This window comes from Pseudomonas sp. P8_229, assembly GCF_034008635.1.
GTDB lineage: Bacteria > Pseudomonadota > Gammaproteobacteria > Pseudomonadales > Pseudomonadaceae > Aquipseudomonas.
On the sequence record NZ_CP125378.1, the window covers coordinates 5460126 to 5476379 of the forward strand.

Sequence of the window (16254 nt, forward strand, 5' to 3'; positions counted from 1 at the left end):
GGGAGGCTATCGCCAGCCCCACACCACAAGAAATACAACAATTACCGAGATGAGCTGACCACGATGAATAACGACTGCATTTCGCCCGACCTCCTGCACAAAGGTTCGGCTGACGACGTATTGATTTGCGCCCCTAGAGACGCGCTACCGTTGTATCTGGACGAAACCCTGATTGAGGCCAACGGGCATAACCCGCTGGTGCGCAACTATGCCTTGAGCGCCAACCAGCAGCGGCGCTTCGAGATTGCGCCCGATCTGCAGAAAAAGAGCCGGATGGACGGCGTGGGTGCCGATGATGAATGGAACAAGGTCAGGGCACTACCCTACCAGATCGTCGCCGCGCAGATGGGGGCGGTCCAGGCGAAGGGCGACAACCTGGAGTTTGCCGTTGCCGCCTTGTGCGAATCGATTCCGCCGATCCGCCGCGCCAGTTCGTTTCGCTTCATCAATAACGCCGACAACTACTTCTTCTACCGCAAGGCGCACGAACATGTGCCGGGGACGATGTTCATCGAAGCTGCGCGCCAGGCGGTCTATCACCACCTGTACCACCACACCGACCATGCGCGTGGTGCTGTGACCGTCAGCGTCAATGAGCTGAACTCGAGTTTTTTCGCCTACGCCGAGCTGATGTATCCAATCGAGCTGGTGGTCGACAACATGACCCCGAGCGATGCCACGTCGCCAAAGAAAATCCATCTGCGGGTCGCGTTCTATCAACGCCAGACCTTGTTCGCCACGGTCGACACCAAAGCCACCGTGATCGATATGCCGCTGTTCGAAAAGACACGCAACATCTTCATCTACTCCAACGACTGGTTTGCACCGCTGCAACCGTTGACGCTGGCCTGCACCCTGAGCGACAAGCAGGGCCGCCGCGCCGAGGTGCAGTTGTTGGGCCTGGGTAAAAGCGGCTGCGTGACGACAGCATCGGATCTGCCCGACCCGGTCAGCCTGAATATCGTTTACGACGGCAAATTCAGTTTTACCGCCGGCATCCGCCGCGTCGGGCAGGGCGAGCATTCGTCGTGGGAGTTCGCCGAGGTGGATTTCAATGGCTTGCAGGTGATCAGCGACATGATCAAGCGCGGTTTTATCTACCTCGATGAACCGGCGCTTGCGGCACTGAAGCAATGATCAAGGAAAACCCCGCCTTCAAGGCAGCCACCCAGGCGTTGTATTTCGGCGCGCATGCGGTGGCGAAGAACCGACTGTATTTTTCCTCGCTCGGCATGGATTTGTGTGACGAACACGGCTTCCCGCAGCCGGCGTTTTTTTCGGTCTATCAAGCCTTGATGGACGGTGGTGCCGGCTTTGGTTTTCTCGGTAATGCCAGCGTCGACGCCGATGCGCGCTACAACAGCCGTGGGCTGCGGCTGACCTCGGCGGCTCACGCACAGGCCCTGCGTCCGCTGTTTGAAGCGGCGCGGGCGCGGGGTTTTCCGCTCGGGGTACAACTGCAGCATTACGGGCCGCAGTCTCTGCCGTCGAAGCAGGGGATTATTCTGACCCCCAGCGCCATCGCGTCCCCGACCATCCTCAGTGCGCATCCCGAGGCGCGGGCGATGGCAATGACCGAGGCGCAGATCCAGCGCTGCATCGAGCAGTTCTGTGCCGCCGCGCGCTACGCGCAACAGGCCGGGGCTACGCTGATCCAGTTGCAGGCATCCAACGGTTATCTGATCAGCAGCTTCCTCTCGCCGAAGACCAACCGGCGCGAAGATGACTGGGGTGGCACGCCGCTCAAGCGTGCCAGGCTGTTGCTCGCCATCGTGGCTGGCATCCGCGAGGCCACCGACCACAAGGTCGCGGTCACCGTGCGCCTGGGCATGGACGACGGCCTGGGCGAGGAAGGGCAGCACGCCGCGTTGCTGGGTGATGTCGTCGCCGCGCTGGAGGCCAGTGGGGTCGCGGCCATTACCTGTTCGCTGGGCATCAGCGAGACCTTCCGTTTCTTTTTCAAAAATACCGAACAGGCCCTGGCCATGGCGCGCGCCGGCTGCCGCTATCTGAAGCGTTTCGTGCGGATTCCACTGGGCTTTACCGGCTCGGTCGCGGACGTGGCGCAAGCCGATGAGATCATCGCCAGTGGTGATGCCGATTTCGTCGGGTTCGGCCGCGCCATGCTCGCCGACCAGCGCTTTGTCGCCAAGCAACTGGCGGGCCGAGCGGATCAGGTCAATCGCTGCCGGGGCGATGCCTTTTGTTTCCGCGACAAAAAAGATCCCATGGCCGAGCGCGTTTACTGCTGCGTCAATCCTGACTATCGACGGCCAGAACAACTACAACAGCACTATGAGGAAACCCTGAAATGAACTTCAACGCCAAGATCGCCCTTGTTGTCGGCGGCACACGCGGGATCGGTTTCGATGTCAGCCAGAAGCTGATCGACGCCGGCTGCATCTGCTACATCACCGGGCGCAACGAGGACGATGGCCTGACCGCGCAAAGTCGCCTCGGCGAAAACTGCACGTTCATCCCAAGCGACGTCACCGACGAAGCCTCGGTGATCGAGCTGTTCCGCATCATCAACGACAAACACGGTCGCCTTGATCTGGCTGTCAACAATGCCGGCGTCACCTCCAGGCACGCGCCGATCCGTGACATGGATTTCCCAGACTGGAAACGCGTGCTGGAGATCAATCTGCTGGGCCCGCTGCTGTTGCTCAAGCACGAGACCAACCTGATCTCGAAACACGCCGGCGGCTCGATCGTGAACGTTTCGTCCTGCGCCGGTCTGCTCGGGGTTGCCAAGCAAAGTGCCTACTCCACCAGCAAGGCTGCGCTGAACATGCTCACGCAGGTGTGCGCGATCGAGTGCGCGGAAGAAGCCTTGCCTGAGCGGCATTCGATTCGCGTCAACGCCGTATGCCCCGGCCCGACACTGGGCGGCATGAACTCGGAAGAACGCCTGAAAGCCAACCCGGAATCGACCAAACACAAGCTGCAGGTGACGGCGATGAAGCGTTTCGCCAATCCGGGCGAAATCTCTGCCGCGATCCTGTGGCTGCTGAGCGACGCGTCTTCGTTTGTCACCGGCACCGTGATGCCGGTTGATGGCGGTTTTTCCGCCGGTAAATTCTGATGCACACGGTCAAACGCAACGCCACCACAGGTTCCCGCGAGAAGGGCAAACAGCGGGTGTTCATCACCGGCGTGAGCAGCGGCATCGGCGAGGCGCTGGCGCAGCTGCATCTGCAAAACGGGCACACGGTTTTTGGCACCTCGCGCCGTCAGCCGTATCAGTTGATGGATCATCCGAACTTCCACTTTCGGCCATTCGACCTCTCCCGGCCGAGCGCGATGGGCGAGCTGTTCAAGGACAACTTTGCCACCGTTCTGGAGCAGGGCGTCGACCGGTTTTTCCTCAATGCCGGGGTCAGCGGAAACGTGCCGGGGCGTGGCGGGGAGTTCTCGCTGGATGAGTTGCAGCATGTGCTCAACGTCAACGTGCTGGCGAACAAAGCCATTCTCGATTTGATGCTGTCTGCAGCGCATCGTCCAGCGACCTGCGTGCTGTCAGCCTCGATGGCCGGCGTACGCTTTCGTGCGGGTACGCTGCCGTACAGCCTGTCGAAAGCTGCGCTGAAGGCATTGGGTGGCGTTTATGCCGAGGAAAATCCGGAGATCTTCTTCGCCGTGCTCGGCCTGTGCAACGTCGACACCGGTCTGTCGCGGCAGGTGAGCTTCAGCCAGCGCACCGCTGACTTTCCTGACCTCAAGTCGCTACAGCAACGAGCCTTGGCGCCTGGCTACATGGTCTCGCCCGCGCAACGCGCAATCGACATCCTGGCGATGATCGACGCACCCGACGCCTACGGGATCAAGAGCGGGCTATTTGTCGACATGCGCACGGCGCTGGCCGATCACCAGAAAGCGCACCAGTCATCGTCTCAAGCGTAGTGAGCGCAGGGACCTGCATCAGCCAATAAAGGAATGTTGGAATGTTCAATCAAGTCAAAACGCTGACCGAGTCAGTAGTTCGGCAACAGGATCTGTTGTTGAGTACCCCGATCGATTTGTCCCAGGGCGAAGACAGCCGCCTCTATGGCGTGGACGGCAGTATCGACTCGCTGACGCTGGTGTCAATCATCGTCGATGTCGAGGAAAAGCTGCGCAGCCAGCTGGGCGTTGACGTGCGTCTGGCCGATACCACCGATCTGCCCGAATCCGCCACGCCGTTTGCCACGTTGGGCACGCTGATCGCCTACATCATGGACCGGTTGTCTGCAGCGCAAGCTCAGGCTCAAGCCGTTTGATCGAATCACGGGGTGGGGTATGCAAGTAGCAGCATTTTTGGCTCATCTGAAAAGCGCCGGCAGCCAAATGGCGATCGTCAGCGATGAGGGGCGATTTACCTATGATCAGTTGCACGCGCAAATAAACGCTTATGGTGCGGAGCTGGCGGAAAAGTCCGTCCGCGATTCGTGCGTGCTGCTGGTCGATAACTACAGCTTCAACAGCGTCTGCATGCTGTTCGCATTGTGGCTGCACAACAACGTCGTGGCGCTTTCTGTGCCCAAGGGCGAGGAGCAACTGGCGACGCTGGCCGGCGGCGCGGGCGCGCGGTTTTCGGTGATCGGCGGGGCGCCGGAGTTTGCGCTTATCCCTCACGGCAACCATCAGGTACCGCCCACGGTCGACGGGCTGCTGGCGCGGCATCAGGCCGGGTTCATTGTGTTTTCTTCAGGCTCGACCGGCCCGGCCAAGGGCGTGGTGCACAGCATTGCGCCGTTCTTCGAGCGCTATCTGAGTGCGGAGCACTGCGGCGCGATCCTGGCGTTTCTGCTGTTCGATCATATCGGTGGGCTGGTCACGGTCCTGCAAGCGCTGGCGACGCATGGCACGTTGATTCTGCCCAACGAGCGTTCGCCGCAAGAGGTCGGTCGCTGCATCGAATTGTTCAATGTGCAAACCCTGCACGTGTCGCCGACGCTGCTGAACCTGGCGACGATCACCGGGGTCTTCCAGAAGTGGGACACGACCAGTTTGCAGCGCATCTATTTCGGCTCGGAGCCGAGTTCGCCGGAGGCCATCCAGCGCATTGCCAACGTGATGCCGCAGGTGCAATTGCAGCAGTTGTACGGGATGTCGGAAATCGGTGTGCTGCCGTGCCGCAGCAAGGACGGCGACAGCGCATGGATGAAGATCGAAGACCCGAATTACAGCCTGCGGGTGGTCGACGGCATTCTGCACGTGCGCGGCGCGACCAACATGCTCGGCTACCTGGCGAGCGCTGGCGACCTGTCGAGTGACGGCTACCTGATTACCCATGATCTGGCCGAGGAGCACGAAGGCTACTTTCGGGTCACGGGGCGCGCGGTCGATCTGATCAACGTCGGCGGCAAGAAGGTGTTTCCGTCGCACGTGGAAAGCGTGCTGATGGGCCTGGAAAACGTCTCTGACGTGGTGGTCTACGCACAACCCAACCCATTGCTCGGGCAGATCGTTGCGGCGCGTTTCACGCTGTTCGAGCCGGAAGCGCTGGAGGCGTTCAAGGTCCGCCTGTATCAGCACGTTCGCGGCGTTCTGGCCCCGGAACAACTGCCACGGGTGGTGTCCATTGCCGAGACTCCGCTGTACACCAGCCGCTTCAAGAAAATGCGTCACCCCGGCGTTCTCGCCCAGTCGTGAGACCGGGTTACTCATCACGTTATAAGGAAATGACAAATGGTTGATCTGGTAAAAGTGCGCGCAAGCATCGCTGAAATCCTGTTCATTCCGGTGGCCGAGTTGCACGGCGAAACTGTGCTGGAAAACAGCGACAACTGGGACTCGATGGCGCGAATCGGGATTATCGCGCTGGTGTTCGAACAAGTCGGCGTGAGCGTGTCGGGCGAGGAGATCGAGCGTGTGGTCACGGTGCAGGATCTGTTCGATCTGATCGACCGGAAAATCAAGGACGCCGCATGAGCCTGCTGACCATTGAAGGTGTCGCGATTCGTGCGGTCACGGCGGCGCTGCCTGAGCGCCGTGTCACTGAAGAGGACTTCGCCGAACTGTTCGGCGCCAAGGAAGTCGCGCGCATCGCCAAAAGCACCGGCATTCAGTCGATCCGCGAAACCAGAACCCTGCACACCTCCGACCTGATCATCGCCGCGTGCCGCAACCTGCTCGACCAAGGGCATGCTGTGGCAGCGGACATCGATGGCCTGATCGTGGTGACCCAGACCCCGGATTCATGGGTGCCGGGCGTCGGCTTCGTGGTGCAGCAGGCTCTCGGCCTGCCGCAGCATTGCCTGGTGCTGAATGTCGCCGCTGGCTGCTCCGGCTACATCAGTGCGCTGGTGCAAGCGGGGGCGCTGATTTCGTCCGGCGCCTGCAAGAAGATCCTGCTGTGTACCGGTGACGTGACCACGCGGATCCTCGACGAGCGCGACCGCCACGTGAAAATGCTCTTTGGCGACGCCGCTTCGGCGACCTTGCTGGAACCGGGTGCAGGCAAGTTCGAGTTCATCTGCGGCGCCGACGGCAGCGGCGGTGCGGCGCTGCAGTCCGACATCGCCTATGCCCGGGAAGAGGGCAGTCACGTCTGCGCGACCATTCAGCGTTTGCAGATGGATGGCACGGCGGTGATGAATTTTGCCCTGAGCCGGGTCCCGCAGACCGTCAAGGCTTTGCTTGAAGCCACGGGGTCAAGTCCTGCTGCGCTGGACTTGCTGGTACTGCACCAGGCGAACGAGTTCATGCTCAATTACCTGCGACGGATGATTGGCGTGGCAGCGGAAAAGATGCCGGTCGACATCGATGGCGTCGGCAACACCAGTTCGACCTCGATTCCGATCGTGCTGTCGCGCCATGCTGCGATCGGTACACCGCAGGCCGAGCACGTTGTGCTGTGCGGTTTCGGAGCCGGATTGTCGTGGGGCGCGCTGAAGGCTGACCTGCGTCAGACCATCGCTGTGGCACCCTGTGAGGTACCGGAAAAGACCGCTCTGGCGGACTCGCCGGCGCAGGCAGCAGGTGAGCGTCTGCAGGCTTGATCCAGTCATTGACTGGCGATACGCAGCACCTTTGCGGCGATGCCCGCATCGACCTCAAAGGTGCCGCGCTCTGGTTCACATCGTCTGATCACACGGGACCGCTGATTCATGAATCGCACACTCTGCAACGCACTGGGCATCATCGGGCGCAGGGACAATCTGCTGTGGGAATATCCGTCGCCTTTTCTGCGGTGGTTCCAGTTTCACGAGTGTCACGAATCGGGTGCGATCCGTGCGCAACCCGAGGCCATCATCGCTGCTGTTTGCGCGCTCGACATGCGCGAAGACCGCGTGGTCGATACGCTGCTATCGCTGCGCGAATTACCCGGGAAAATACTGCGCAAGTTCGGCGACCCCGCATTGCAGCAACCATCCGCTCCCTTTGGTTTTGATGCCTTCACGCTCCTTGAACGCACCGCCTCTGAAGTGACCTTCGGTTTGGCGGGACGCTTCTGGCGCCCGGATCTGAAGACGGGCCACATCCCTGACGCTCAAGCTTTCAAGGCATTGGATGACCCGAACGTCGCCAAACTGGTACTGCGCTTTCAGGTCATCGAGCATGCCCAGGACATCTACACTTTGCGCACTGAAACCTTCGTCTATTGCGCCAATACACGCACGAAAATACTGTTCACCCCTTACTGGCTGATGATCCGCCTGGCCAGCGGCTGGATCCGGCGGCGCAACCTGGCTTCGATCCAGCGGCAATTCTCGACGGAGCGCGCGGTGTAAAAGTGCGCATCAATTGGTTACATTGATAGCCTCTGCGAATCAGTCCTTTGCGAGTTCCGCCATGGCCATCAACTTCGACCTCAACGACCTGCAAGCTTTTCGCGCCGTGGTCGAGCAAGGCAGTTTCCGCAAGGCCGCCGACACCGTGCGCCTGTCGCAACCGGCCCTGAGCCGGCGCATCGAAAAGCTCGAAGACGCCCTCGGCGTGAAGCTGTTCGAGCGCACCACGCGCAAGGTCAGCCTGACCCAGGCCGGACGCGGTTTCATGCCCAGCGTCGAGCGCTTGCTGGATGACCTGGACGTGGCGTTGCTGGGCATCAGTGAAGTGGCCTCGACGCGACTGGGGCATGTCACGGTGGCCTGCGTGCCGTCGGCGGCGTATTACTTCATGCCGCGTGTGGTCGCCCGTTATCACCAGCAGTTTCCGCGAATCAAAGTCAAAGTCCTCGATTCCAGCGCCCACGATGTGCTCAGCGCCGTGGTCAACGGCGAGGCGGATTTCGGCTTGAGTTTCATGGGCACTCAGGAGGCGAAAGTCGAATTCGAACCGCTGGTGCAGGAAAGCTACGTGGTTGCCTGTCGCCGCGATCACCCGTTGGCTGGACGCAGCAGCGTGACTTGGGATGAGTTCTATCAGCAGGACTACATCTCGCTGGACAAGACCTCCGGCAACCGTTTCCTTCTCGATCAGGCCTTGAGCAGCGTGGTGCCGCAGCGCCCGAGCATCTGCGAGACGCGGCATGTGACGACCATGATCGGACTGGTGGAAGCAGGGTTGGGCGTGGCGGCTGTGCCGCTGATGGCACTGCCCGGCCCGGATCATCCGATTCTGACGCGGGTGCCGCTGACCGATCCGCAAGTGATGCGCAGTGTCGGCATCATCAAGCGCCGGGGTCGCACGTTGACCCCGGCGGCATTGGAACTGGAGCGGCTGGTGGTGGAAATGAAAGTCCAGCCGCCAACGATCAGCGCTTGACCGAATCCAGCCCGGTGGCCTGTACGTCAGCCTGGGCGGCGGGTGCGGCGAGGTAGTCAAGCAAGGCCTTGGCCTCTTTTGGATGCTGCGCGCTGACCGGAATGCCGGCGGCGAAGCGCGTCACCGACTGCACAGACTCCGGAATCTTGCCGACAAAACTCACCCCCGGCACCGGCAGCAATTCGCTGACCTGCTGGAAGCCCAGTTGATAGTCGCCAGTGGCAACTACCGAGCCGACCGGGATTTTCGGGATCATCTTCGCCTTCGGTTTCAGTTGATCTTCGACGCCAAGCTTCTTGAACAACTGCTGTTCGATGTACACGCCGCTGGCGCTGTCGGAGTAGGCCACCGACTGTGCATCGAGCAGGGTTTTCTTCAGGCCTTCGACGCTGCTGATGTCCGGTTTCGGCGCGCCTTCACGCACCACCAGGCCTATCCGCGAGTCCGCCAGTTCAACCCGCGAGGCCGGGTCGACCTTGCCCTGTTTGATCAGGTCATCGAGGGCGTAGCCGACCATGATCACCACGTCGGCGTGTTCACCGCGTGCGAGACGGTTGGGGATCGCCTCCGGGGCCTTACCCATCGACGGGCCGAGTTGGGTGTCGAGGGTGTTGCCGGTGGCGGCAGCGAATTTCGGACCGAGGATTTTGTACGCGGCGGTGAAGCCGCCCGACGTCATCACGTTCAGCTGTTCAGCGTGTGCCAGGGCGCTGAACGCGAAGAGGGCGACGGCGCTGAGGTTGATCAGTTTTTTCAAGGTGATTGCTCCTTACGCGGCGACCGGTTGCAAACGGCCGCCTGCGCGGCGATAGAGGTACAGCGTGGCGCACAACGCACACAGCGCGCCGACGCTCATCCAGTAACCGGGCGCGGCCTTGTCACTGGTGTACTGGATCAGGAAGGTCGACATCGCCGGGGTGAAGCCACCGAAAATCGCGGTCGCCAGGCTGTAAGCGAGGGAGAAACCGGCCACCCGCACTTCCACCGGCATGATCTCGGTCAGCGCCGGAATCATCGCGCCGTTGTACATGCCGTAGATGAACGAGAGCCACAACAGCGACAGCAACATGTGGCTGAAGCTTGGCGCCTGCACCAGGTACGACAGCGCCGGATACGTGGTGGCCAGGGCCAGCAGCGACATGGTGATCAGCACCGGACGCCGGCCGATACGGTCGGACAACATGCCGCCAATCGGCAGCCAGAAGAAGTTCGACACACCCACCAGCAGCGTCACCAGCAGCGCGTCGGAGGTGCTCAGGTGCAGCACGGTTTTGCCGAAGGTCGGTGCGTATACGGTGATCAGGTAAAACGCGGTGGTGGTCAGCGCGACCATCAACATCCCGCCGAGTACCACACCCCAGTTCTGGCCGAGGGTGCGGAACACTTCGCCTATGCTCGGGCGGTGTTTGCGGGCGGCGAACTCTTCGGTTTCCGCCAGGTTACGGCGCAGCAGGAAGATGAACGGCACGATCAGGCAGCCGACGAAAAACGGAATCCGCCAGCCCCAGTCAGCCACCACGCTTGGCGCCATCCACGCGTTCAGCGCATAGCCCAAAGCAGCGGCGACGATGATCGCCACTTGCTGGCTGGCCGACTGCCAGGCAGTGAAAAAGCCCTTGCGGCCCGGGGTGGCGATCTCCGAGAGATACACCGAAACCCCGCCCAGTTCCGCACCGGCGGAGAACCCCTGCAACAGCCGTCCGATCAACACCAGCGCCGGGGCGAACAGACCGATGGTCTCGTATCCGGGCACCAGCACAATCAGGATCGTGCCACTGGCCATGATCGACAGGGTGACAATCAACCCTTTACGCCGACCGACATCATCGATGTAGGCGCCGAGCACGATGGCACCCAGCGGGCGCATCAGAAAGCCTGCGCCGAACACGGCAAACGTCATCATCAGGGAAGCGAACTCACTGCTCGCCGGGAAGAACACCGCCGCGATCTGCGTGGCGTAGAAGCCGAACAGAAAGAAGTCGAACTGTTCGAGGAAGTTGCCCGAGGTGACCCGGAAAATGGCGCCGGCCCGCGAGCCGCTGTGTGGGATTGAGGCTGTCATAGAAAAGAACTCCACCGCTTTTATGACGTGCGCGACGTGGAAGCGGCGCACGGTTGTTATTGCGGCGGATAGTGGCGCAGGTGTAACTGGATGTTAATTGCATTGTTGGTATGGATTGATGCGCAAAGCGGATCAATCCTCTGAAACACCGCTGCACCTGTGGAAGCGAGCTTGCTCGCGAAAGCGGTGTATCAGGCAATGAAAATGTTGGATGTGCCGGCCTCTTCGCGAGCAAGCCCGCTCCCACAAGTTTGCGGGTTGACTGCAAATCTCGTTCACACCACTGGACCGTGTAGGAGTGAGCCTGCTCGCGATGGCGTTGCGTCAGACGAAGCCAATGCCGGAAGTGCCGACCTCTTCGCGAGCAAGCCCGCTCCCACAAGTTTGCGGGTTGACTGCAAATCTCGTTCACACCACTGGACCGTGTAGGAGTGAGCCTGCTCGCGATGGCGTTGCGTCAGACGAAGCCAATGCCGGAAGTGCCGGCCTCTTCGCGAGCAAGCCCGCTCCCACAAGTTTGCGGGTTGACTGCAAATCTCGTTAACCGCACTGGACCCTGTGGGAGTGAACCTGCTCGCGAAAGCGGTGTATCAGGCAATGAAAATGTTGGATGTGCCGGCCTCTTCGCGAGCAAGCCCGCTCCCACAAGTTTGCGGGTTGACTGCAAATCTCGTTCACACCACTGGACCGTGTAGGAGTGAGCCTGCTCGCGATGGCGTTGCGTCAGACGAAGCCAATGCCGGAAGTGCCGGCCCTTTCGCCTGCACTCTCATTCTTGCTCGTTCCCGTGTCGGGCTCTGTGACCAGAAAGGGTGGCAGCGGGCAGTCGAGCAGATCCGCCACCGCACGAAACAACTCAGCTTCCGCCACGGTGATCACCCCGTCATGCATCACGCAGCGAGTCATGGCATCGAGCAGGGCAGGTCGCTCTTCGGGCATCAGGTGGCGCAGGCGTTTGATGGCGGCTTCGAGCCCCGCGAGCTCTTCCAGTTCGGCAGGCAGCTCTTGCGGCTGTGGGAACGGTAAGCCATCCCAGGCAAAGTTCAGTGCTTGCATTGCTACGGGCTGACTGTGCTGACCCGCGCGGGCCAGAGCGTTCAAAAGAACCAGCAGTTGTTCGGCGCACTGGAACAGGCCGAATTTGAACTGAACGGGTGGTGCACCTTCCACATTACGCTCGACGATGCGCAGCAGCGTCCACTCCAACAGCTCGGTTTCGTTGTCCGCCTCGATCAACAGGTTCAGGTTGCGCTTGACCTTGGCAAAGGTTTTTTTGTCGAGCTGGCGCAAACTTGGAATCGCCAGATCAAGCAATGGCAGGCGTAGGCCGGGATTGAGCTGCGACAGCGGTTCACTCAACAGTTTCAAGGACTCGTACACCGAACTGTCGGTGTTCGACTGCAGTGCATCCAGTTGGATACCCAACAGCGAAGCCGAGCGTGACAGCAGCAGGCCATACACGATGGCCTCGGCGCCTTCGACATTGCGGGCGGCGGCTTTAAGTGGCAGCGGAATGTCTGCCAGCACCCGCCGCGCTTCGATCAAGTGTTCGGTCTGCGGAGCGCCGATGGCCGCAACGGATGCCTGAACTGCATTCAGGTCATATAACACTGCCATGGCTGCGGCCGGCACGCCGCTGAAGGCGTCGGGTACGGGCAGCACAGCGGGGGCCTGCGGCTCGACTTTCGGTGCCGCGATTTTGATGAAGGTGCCATCCCATTGTGCATCGACCCGGCGAATGCGCTCACTCAAGTCCGGGTGGGAAGCCATCAGGTCGAAACTTGAGGTGCCCGAACCGAAATACAGATGACTGTATTCTTCGGCGTGGGCGGCGTTGAGGGTGGCGCCCAACTCATAGCCGCCGATTTTCTTCAGGGCTCCGGCAATGCTCTGTGGGTTGCGGGTGTATTGCACCGCTGTGGCATCAGCCAGAAACTCCCGTTGCCGGCCGATCGCGGCCTTGATCAAGTTGCCGAAATACGTCCCTGCAAAACCTGCAATGCACAGAACAAAACCGATCAGTACCGTCACACCGACAAGCTGGTTGCGACTTGCCGGGGTTTTACGGACACCTTCGGTGCCGCGCAAGATCACGCTGCCCGTCAGCCCGAGTACCAGAATCCCGTGGACGATGGCCACCAGTCGGGTATTCAGGCGCATGTCACCGTTATAGATGTGGCTGAACTCATGAGCGATCACCCCTTGCAACTCTTCACGGGTCAGCAGATTGATTGCACCCTGGGTTACGCCGATGACGGCGTCCTGGGGTGTAAGTCCGGCAGCGAAGGCGTTGATGCCCAAGTCCGGCAGCAAATACACCGAGGGGACGGCGGTGCCTGAGGCGATGGCCATTTCTTCCACCACGTTAAGCAGTCGCTGTTCTTCCAGCGTCTGCGCGCTGTGATTGATCAGGCGACCGTCGAGGCGTCGTGCGATCACTTTCCCGCCGTCGGACAGCTCTGCATATTTCGACAGACTGCCCAGCAGTACGATGCTGACGATCACTCCCGAAACGGTTGCGACCAACAGCCAGTCCAGTTCCAGATCCATCAGGACTTTGCCGTCGCCATCCTCGACTGGAATTGTCATCAGCACGCAAGAGACCGCGATCAGACTGACTACGGCAAAGATCATCAAAAAGATAAGCAGCACGGTGCGGCGCTTCGCTTGGCGCTGTTGTTCAAAAAAATTCATGTCGCCATCCGTTGGCAGGGAGTCAGAACGAAACCTTTGGTGCTTCCTGAATGGCCGCACTATCCGCAAACGTCAGCGGGGATGCGTCAGCGCCGTGGCCGAACAAAGGCGCGAACAACGCTGCCGGGAAACTCTGCTTGAGGGTGTTGTAGGCCATCACCGCATCGTTGTAGGCCTGGCGAGAGAAACTGACTTTGTTCTCGGTGCTGCTCAGTTCTTCACTCAGCTGCTGCATGTTTTGCGAGGCCTTGAGATCCGGATAGGCCTCGACAGTGACATTCAGTCTGCCCATTGCACTGCTCAAAGCGCTGTCAGCCTGACCGAGTTGGGCAATGTTCTGCGCATTGCCCGGCTGCGCCTGGGCCGCCTGAAGACCCGCCACTGCACTGTTGCGTGCGGCAATCACGGCTTCCAGGGTTTCCCGCTCATGGGCCATGTAACCTTTGGCGGTGCTCACCAGATTGGGAATCAGGTCGTAGCGACGTTTGAGTTGTACTTCGAGTTGCGCGAAGGCATTTTTGATCTGGTTGCGTCGAGCGACGAGGGCATTGAAGAGCTTGATGGCATAGAGGGCGAGAAGCCCGACAACGACCAAAACGATAACGAGGGTGCTGTTCACGGTGATGTCCTTGTTCACACGGTGGAATGAGGCGCGGCATCTTAGCGCAAAAGCACACGGTTGAGCCCGGATCCTGTGGGAGCGAGCCTGCTTGCGAAGGCGGCCTGTCTGCCCACTACAATCCCCCGGCCAGCCCAGGCAAAAAACAAGGAATGATTCCGCGACTCCGCAGTCGGAGTTCAGGTATCACATCTCTGAAGGAGGTTCACCGATGAACAGCAAAACCCTAATCGCCAGCCTGGCCCTCGTTGCCGGCATTGCCGGGATCAGCCCACTTGTTCAAGCGGCGCAAACCTCAAGCGAACCTGCCGTCCAGTCCCCGACCAGCGACCGCGAATTGAAGGTCAACGACCGTGCTCCAGACATTTATCAGCGCAGCGAAAAAGCCTTGAAAAACTGGAAACAGAAAGGCTTGAAGGCACCGGTCGAACAGGCGCAGTGGGTGCAAATCAACGACAAGTACGTGATGGTCATGATCACCAACGGCACCATCGTCGAGATGCAACCTGTCGAGCGTTAATCCCCGAACTCAAAGGCCCTGCGCATGCAGCCGTGCAGGGCTCTCACCCCCCAACCGATACTGATTATTCCCACTGCGCTTGGCCTCATACATCGCCAGATCGGCAATGTGCAGTAGCCGATCCATGGTCGGTGCATGATCGGGAAACACCGCCACCCCAAGGCTGGTGCCGATGTGGCGCAGGTCGTTGCCGATGCTGATGGGCGGGGACAGTTCGATGAAGATTTTCTGGCAAATGCTGCGGGCTTCGTCCTGCAGGTTGAGGCTCGGTGCCAGGCCTTGCAGGATCACCACGAACTCATCGCCGCCGATGCGCGCGACGGTGTCGGTGGCGCGCAGGATGCGTTTGAGGCGGGTGGCGGTGGTGATCAGCACACGATCGCCGGTGGCGTGGCCGTAGTGGTCGTTGATGTTTTTGAAGCCGTTGAGGTCGACGAACACCAGCGCCACTCGGGTATTGGTTTGTCGCGCCTGATCCAGTGCTTCGGACAAGCGTTCTTCCAGCACCAGGCGATTGGGTAAACCGGTCAGCGGGTCGTAGTGGGCGAGGTGTTGGAGATAACTGGCCGAGGCTTTTTCTTCGGTGATGTCGCGCACTACCCCCATCATTTTGATGACTGCGTCGTGGTCGTTGCGCACCACGTTGCCGGTCTCGCGCAGCCAGCGAATCGTGCCGTCGGGCCAGACCACGCGGTATTCCTCATCATGGTTTTCGCCGGTCTCCAGGCAACGCAGTTCACCTTCGCGCACACGTAGGCGGTCGTCTGGATGCACGCAGGAACAGAACAGCGCATAGGACGGCGTGATCTCGCCGATCTTGAACCCGAACATGCCGTAGATCGCGTCTGACCAGTACAGCCGATCGGTGTCGACTTCCCAATCCCAGGTGCCAATCCGCGCAAAGTACTGACTGCGTTTGAAACGCTCGGCGTCGTTGTCCTGATGGATGCTTCTGCCTTCAGCGGCGCGGGTCAGCAGTTCTCGGAATTCAGCCAACTGACGGCGCAAATCGCGTTCGCGCAAAACCAGTACGACAATCACGGCAAGCATGACAATGCCAATGGCAAGGCTGACCCAGAGTTGAATCATTGGGGCTTTGCCAGCATGACGAGAGGATCCGTGAAGTAATGGCGGTTGGCTATGTTAATGCTTCGTCACTCACTTCGGATACAGCGTTGATCTGCGTTTGCGGGTTGCCAATCATCGCCAATTCTGGGAAAACGGCCGCCAGCTGAACAATAGAGTGAATGTCATGAATGATGAACTGCAGGTAATTGATCTCCAGGTGGGCGAGGGCAAGGCCGCCGTCAAAGGCGCGCTGATCACCACCCATTACACCGGTTGGCTGGAAGACGGCAGCGAGTTCGATTCTTCCCACAGCCGTGGCAAACCCTTTCAGTGCGTGATTGGCACCGGCCGGGTGATCAAGGGCTGGGATCAGGGACTCATGGGCATGCAGGTGGGCGGCAAGCGCAAGCTGCTGGTGCCGGCGCATCTGGGTTATGGCGAGCGGACAATGGGCAAGATCCCGCCGAATTCGAATCTGCTGTTCGAGATCGAGTTGCTGGAGGTTTTGACGCGGGAGGATTGAGGGCGGTGGGATAGGAGCTTGATTGGACTCAGCGGTAGCGTACGGCACGATGCTTCCATCCATTACAACAGGAGTGA

The 16254-nt window shown here is 60.3% G+C and carries 17 protein-coding genes; 12 read left to right on the forward strand and 5 right to left on the reverse strand.

The features are described 5' to 3' along the window. Positions 1 to 63: 63 nt before the first annotated feature. The 10 genes from QMK55_RS24585 (at position 64) to QMK55_RS24630 (ending at position 8691) form a co-directional block, all read left to right on the forward strand. A complete protein-coding gene (locus tag QMK55_RS24585; protein ID WP_320330131.1) occupies positions 64 to 1137 on the forward strand; it encodes an AfsA-related hotdog domain-containing protein in 1074 nt (357 codons plus the stop codon). Then, on the forward strand, positions 1134 to 2315 hold the full coding sequence (locus QMK55_RS24590; RefSeq protein WP_320330132.1) for an NADH:flavin oxidoreductase: 1182 nt from the start codon (positions 1134 to 1136) through the stop codon (positions 2313 to 2315). The genes QMK55_RS24585 and QMK55_RS24590 overlap by 4 nt, the downstream gene beginning before the upstream one ends. Beyond that, a complete protein-coding gene (locus QMK55_RS24595) occupies positions 2312 to 3085 on the forward strand; it encodes an SDR family NAD(P)-dependent oxidoreductase (protein WP_320330133.1) in 774 nt (257 codons plus the stop codon). Before QMK55_RS24590 ends, QMK55_RS24595 begins: the two co-directional genes overlap by 4 nt. Further along, complete coding sequence (locus QMK55_RS24600) at positions 3085 to 3903, forward strand: SDR family oxidoreductase (RefSeq protein ID WP_102358894.1); 819 nt, start codon at positions 3085 to 3087, stop codon at positions 3901 to 3903. The genes QMK55_RS24595 and QMK55_RS24600 overlap by 1 nt, the downstream gene beginning before the upstream one ends. A gap of 41 nt (positions 3904 to 3944) precedes the next feature. Further along, the gene (locus QMK55_RS24605) at positions 3945 to 4259 is read left to right on the forward strand and encodes a hypothetical protein (protein WP_320330134.1); all 315 of its coding nucleotides are present in this window, start codon (positions 3945 to 3947) and stop codon (positions 4257 to 4259) included. A gap of 19 nt (positions 4260 to 4278) precedes the next feature. Next, positions 4279 to 5634, forward strand: a complete 1356-nt coding sequence (locus tag QMK55_RS24610; RefSeq protein ID WP_320404490.1) for a fatty acid--CoA ligase family protein — start codon at positions 4279 to 4281, stop codon at positions 5632 to 5634. 36 nt (positions 5635 to 5670) lie between these two features. After that, complete coding sequence (locus tag QMK55_RS24615; protein ID WP_320330136.1) at positions 5671 to 5913, forward strand: acyl carrier protein; 243 nt, start codon at positions 5671 to 5673, stop codon at positions 5911 to 5913. Continuing rightward, positions 5910 to 6983, forward strand: a complete 1074-nt coding sequence (locus tag QMK55_RS24620) for a ketoacyl-ACP synthase III (RefSeq protein WP_320330137.1) — start codon at positions 5910 to 5912, stop codon at positions 6981 to 6983. The genes QMK55_RS24615 and QMK55_RS24620 overlap by 4 nt, the downstream gene beginning before the upstream one ends. A 108-nt stretch (positions 6984 to 7091) precedes the next feature. Further along, entirely contained in the window at positions 7092 to 7715 is a 624-nt protein-coding gene (locus QMK55_RS24625) for a hypothetical protein (RefSeq protein WP_102358889.1), read from the forward strand. 61 nt (positions 7716 to 7776) lie between these two features. Next, a complete protein-coding gene (locus tag QMK55_RS24630; RefSeq protein ID WP_102358888.1) occupies positions 7777 to 8691 on the forward strand; it encodes a LysR family transcriptional regulator in 915 nt (304 codons plus the stop codon). Here QMK55_RS24630 and QMK55_RS24635 read toward each other — a convergent pair. The 4 genes from QMK55_RS24635 to QMK55_RS24650 all read right to left on the reverse strand — a co-directional run bounded on the left by QMK55_RS24635 (position 8681) and on the right by QMK55_RS24650 (position 14066). After that, complete coding sequence (locus QMK55_RS24635) at positions 8681 to 9448, reverse strand: substrate-binding domain-containing protein (protein ID WP_320330138.1); 768 nt, start codon at positions 9446 to 9448, stop codon at positions 8681 to 8683. The genes QMK55_RS24630 and QMK55_RS24635 overlap by 11 nt on opposite strands. A 12-nt stretch (positions 9449 to 9460) precedes the next feature. Continuing rightward, positions 9461 to 10753: an MFS transporter gene (locus QMK55_RS24640; protein WP_102358886.1), complete on the reverse strand. Its 1293-nt coding sequence runs from the start codon at positions 10751 to 10753 to the stop codon at positions 9461 to 9463. A gap of 723 nt (positions 10754 to 11476) precedes the next feature. Then, the gene (locus QMK55_RS24645; RefSeq protein WP_102357306.1) at positions 11477 to 13447 is read right to left on the reverse strand and encodes a M48 family metallopeptidase; all 1971 of its coding nucleotides are present in this window, start codon (positions 13445 to 13447) and stop codon (positions 11477 to 11479) included. A gap of 22 nt (positions 13448 to 13469) precedes the next feature. Then, a complete protein-coding gene (locus QMK55_RS24650) occupies positions 13470 to 14066 on the reverse strand; it encodes a LemA family protein (protein ID WP_102357304.1) in 597 nt (198 codons plus the stop codon). Between the two features lie 211 nt (positions 14067 to 14277). On the opposite strand from QMK55_RS24650, the gene QMK55_RS24655 reads away from it, so the two are divergent. Further along, on the forward strand, positions 14278 to 14586 hold the full coding sequence (locus QMK55_RS24655; RefSeq protein WP_102357303.1) for an RcnB family protein: 309 nt from the start codon (positions 14278 to 14280) through the stop codon (positions 14584 to 14586). A 9-nt stretch (positions 14587 to 14595) separates the two neighbouring features. On the opposite strand, the gene QMK55_RS24660 is transcribed toward QMK55_RS24655, so the two are convergent. Next, entirely contained in the window at positions 14596 to 15675 is a 1080-nt protein-coding gene (locus QMK55_RS24660) for a sensor domain-containing diguanylate cyclase (protein ID WP_320330139.1), read from the reverse strand. 163 nt (positions 15676 to 15838) lie between these two features. On the opposite strand from QMK55_RS24660, the gene QMK55_RS24665 reads away from it, so the two are divergent. After that, positions 15839 to 16177, forward strand: a complete 339-nt coding sequence (locus tag QMK55_RS24665; RefSeq protein ID WP_102357299.1) for an FKBP-type peptidyl-prolyl cis-trans isomerase — start codon at positions 15839 to 15841, stop codon at positions 16175 to 16177. Positions 16178 to 16254 lie beyond the last annotated feature (77 nt).

Excerpts from the sequence above, each read along its gene's own strand:
- QMK55_RS24665 (WP_102357299.1), top strand. The coding sequence starts at position 15,839 with ATGAATGATGAACTGCAGGTAATTGATCTCCAGGTGGGCGAGGGCAAG.
- QMK55_RS24585 (WP_320330131.1), top strand. The coding sequence starts at position 64 with ATGAATAACGACTGCATTTCGCCCGACCTCCTGCACAAAGGTTCGGCT.
- QMK55_RS24600 (WP_102358894.1), top strand. The coding sequence starts at position 3,085 with ATGCACACGGTCAAACGCAACGCCACCACAGGTTCCCGCGAGAAGGGC.
- QMK55_RS24590 (WP_320330132.1), top strand. The coding sequence starts at position 1,134 with ATGATCAAGGAAAACCCCGCCTTCAAGGCAGCCACCCAGGCGTTGTAT.
- QMK55_RS24625 (WP_102358889.1), top strand. The coding sequence starts at position 7,092 with ATGAATCGCACACTCTGCAACGCACTGGGCATCATCGGGCGCAGGGAC.
- QMK55_RS24605 (WP_320330134.1), top strand. The coding sequence starts at position 3,945 with ATGTTCAATCAAGTCAAAACGCTGACCGAGTCAGTAGTTCGGCAACAG.
- QMK55_RS24595 (WP_320330133.1), top strand. The coding sequence starts at position 2,312 with ATGAACTTCAACGCCAAGATCGCCCTTGTTGTCGGCGGCACACGCGGG.
- QMK55_RS24660 (WP_320330139.1), bottom strand. The coding sequence starts at position 15,675 with ATGATTCAACTCTGGGTCAGCCTTGCCATTGGCATTGTCATGCTTGCC.
- QMK55_RS24630 (WP_102358888.1), top strand. The coding sequence starts at position 7,777 with ATGGCCATCAACTTCGACCTCAACGACCTGCAAGCTTTTCGCGCCGTG.
- QMK55_RS24615 (WP_320330136.1), top strand. The coding sequence starts at position 5,671 with ATGGTTGATCTGGTAAAAGTGCGCGCAAGCATCGCTGAAATCCTGTTC.
- QMK55_RS24645 (WP_102357306.1), bottom strand. The coding sequence starts at position 13,447 with ATGAATTTTTTTGAACAACAGCGCCAAGCGAAGCGCCGCACCGTGCTG.
- QMK55_RS24655 (WP_102357303.1), top strand. The coding sequence starts at position 14,278 with ATGAACAGCAAAACCCTAATCGCCAGCCTGGCCCTCGTTGCCGGCATT.
- QMK55_RS24640 (WP_102358886.1), bottom strand. The coding sequence starts at position 10,753 with ATGACAGCCTCAATCCCACACAGCGGCTCGCGGGCCGGCGCCATTTTC.
- QMK55_RS24610 (WP_320404490.1), top strand. The coding sequence starts at position 4,279 with ATGCAAGTAGCAGCATTTTTGGCTCATCTGAAAAGCGCCGGCAGCCAA.
- QMK55_RS24620 (WP_320330137.1), top strand. The coding sequence starts at position 5,910 with ATGAGCCTGCTGACCATTGAAGGTGTCGCGATTCGTGCGGTCACGGCG.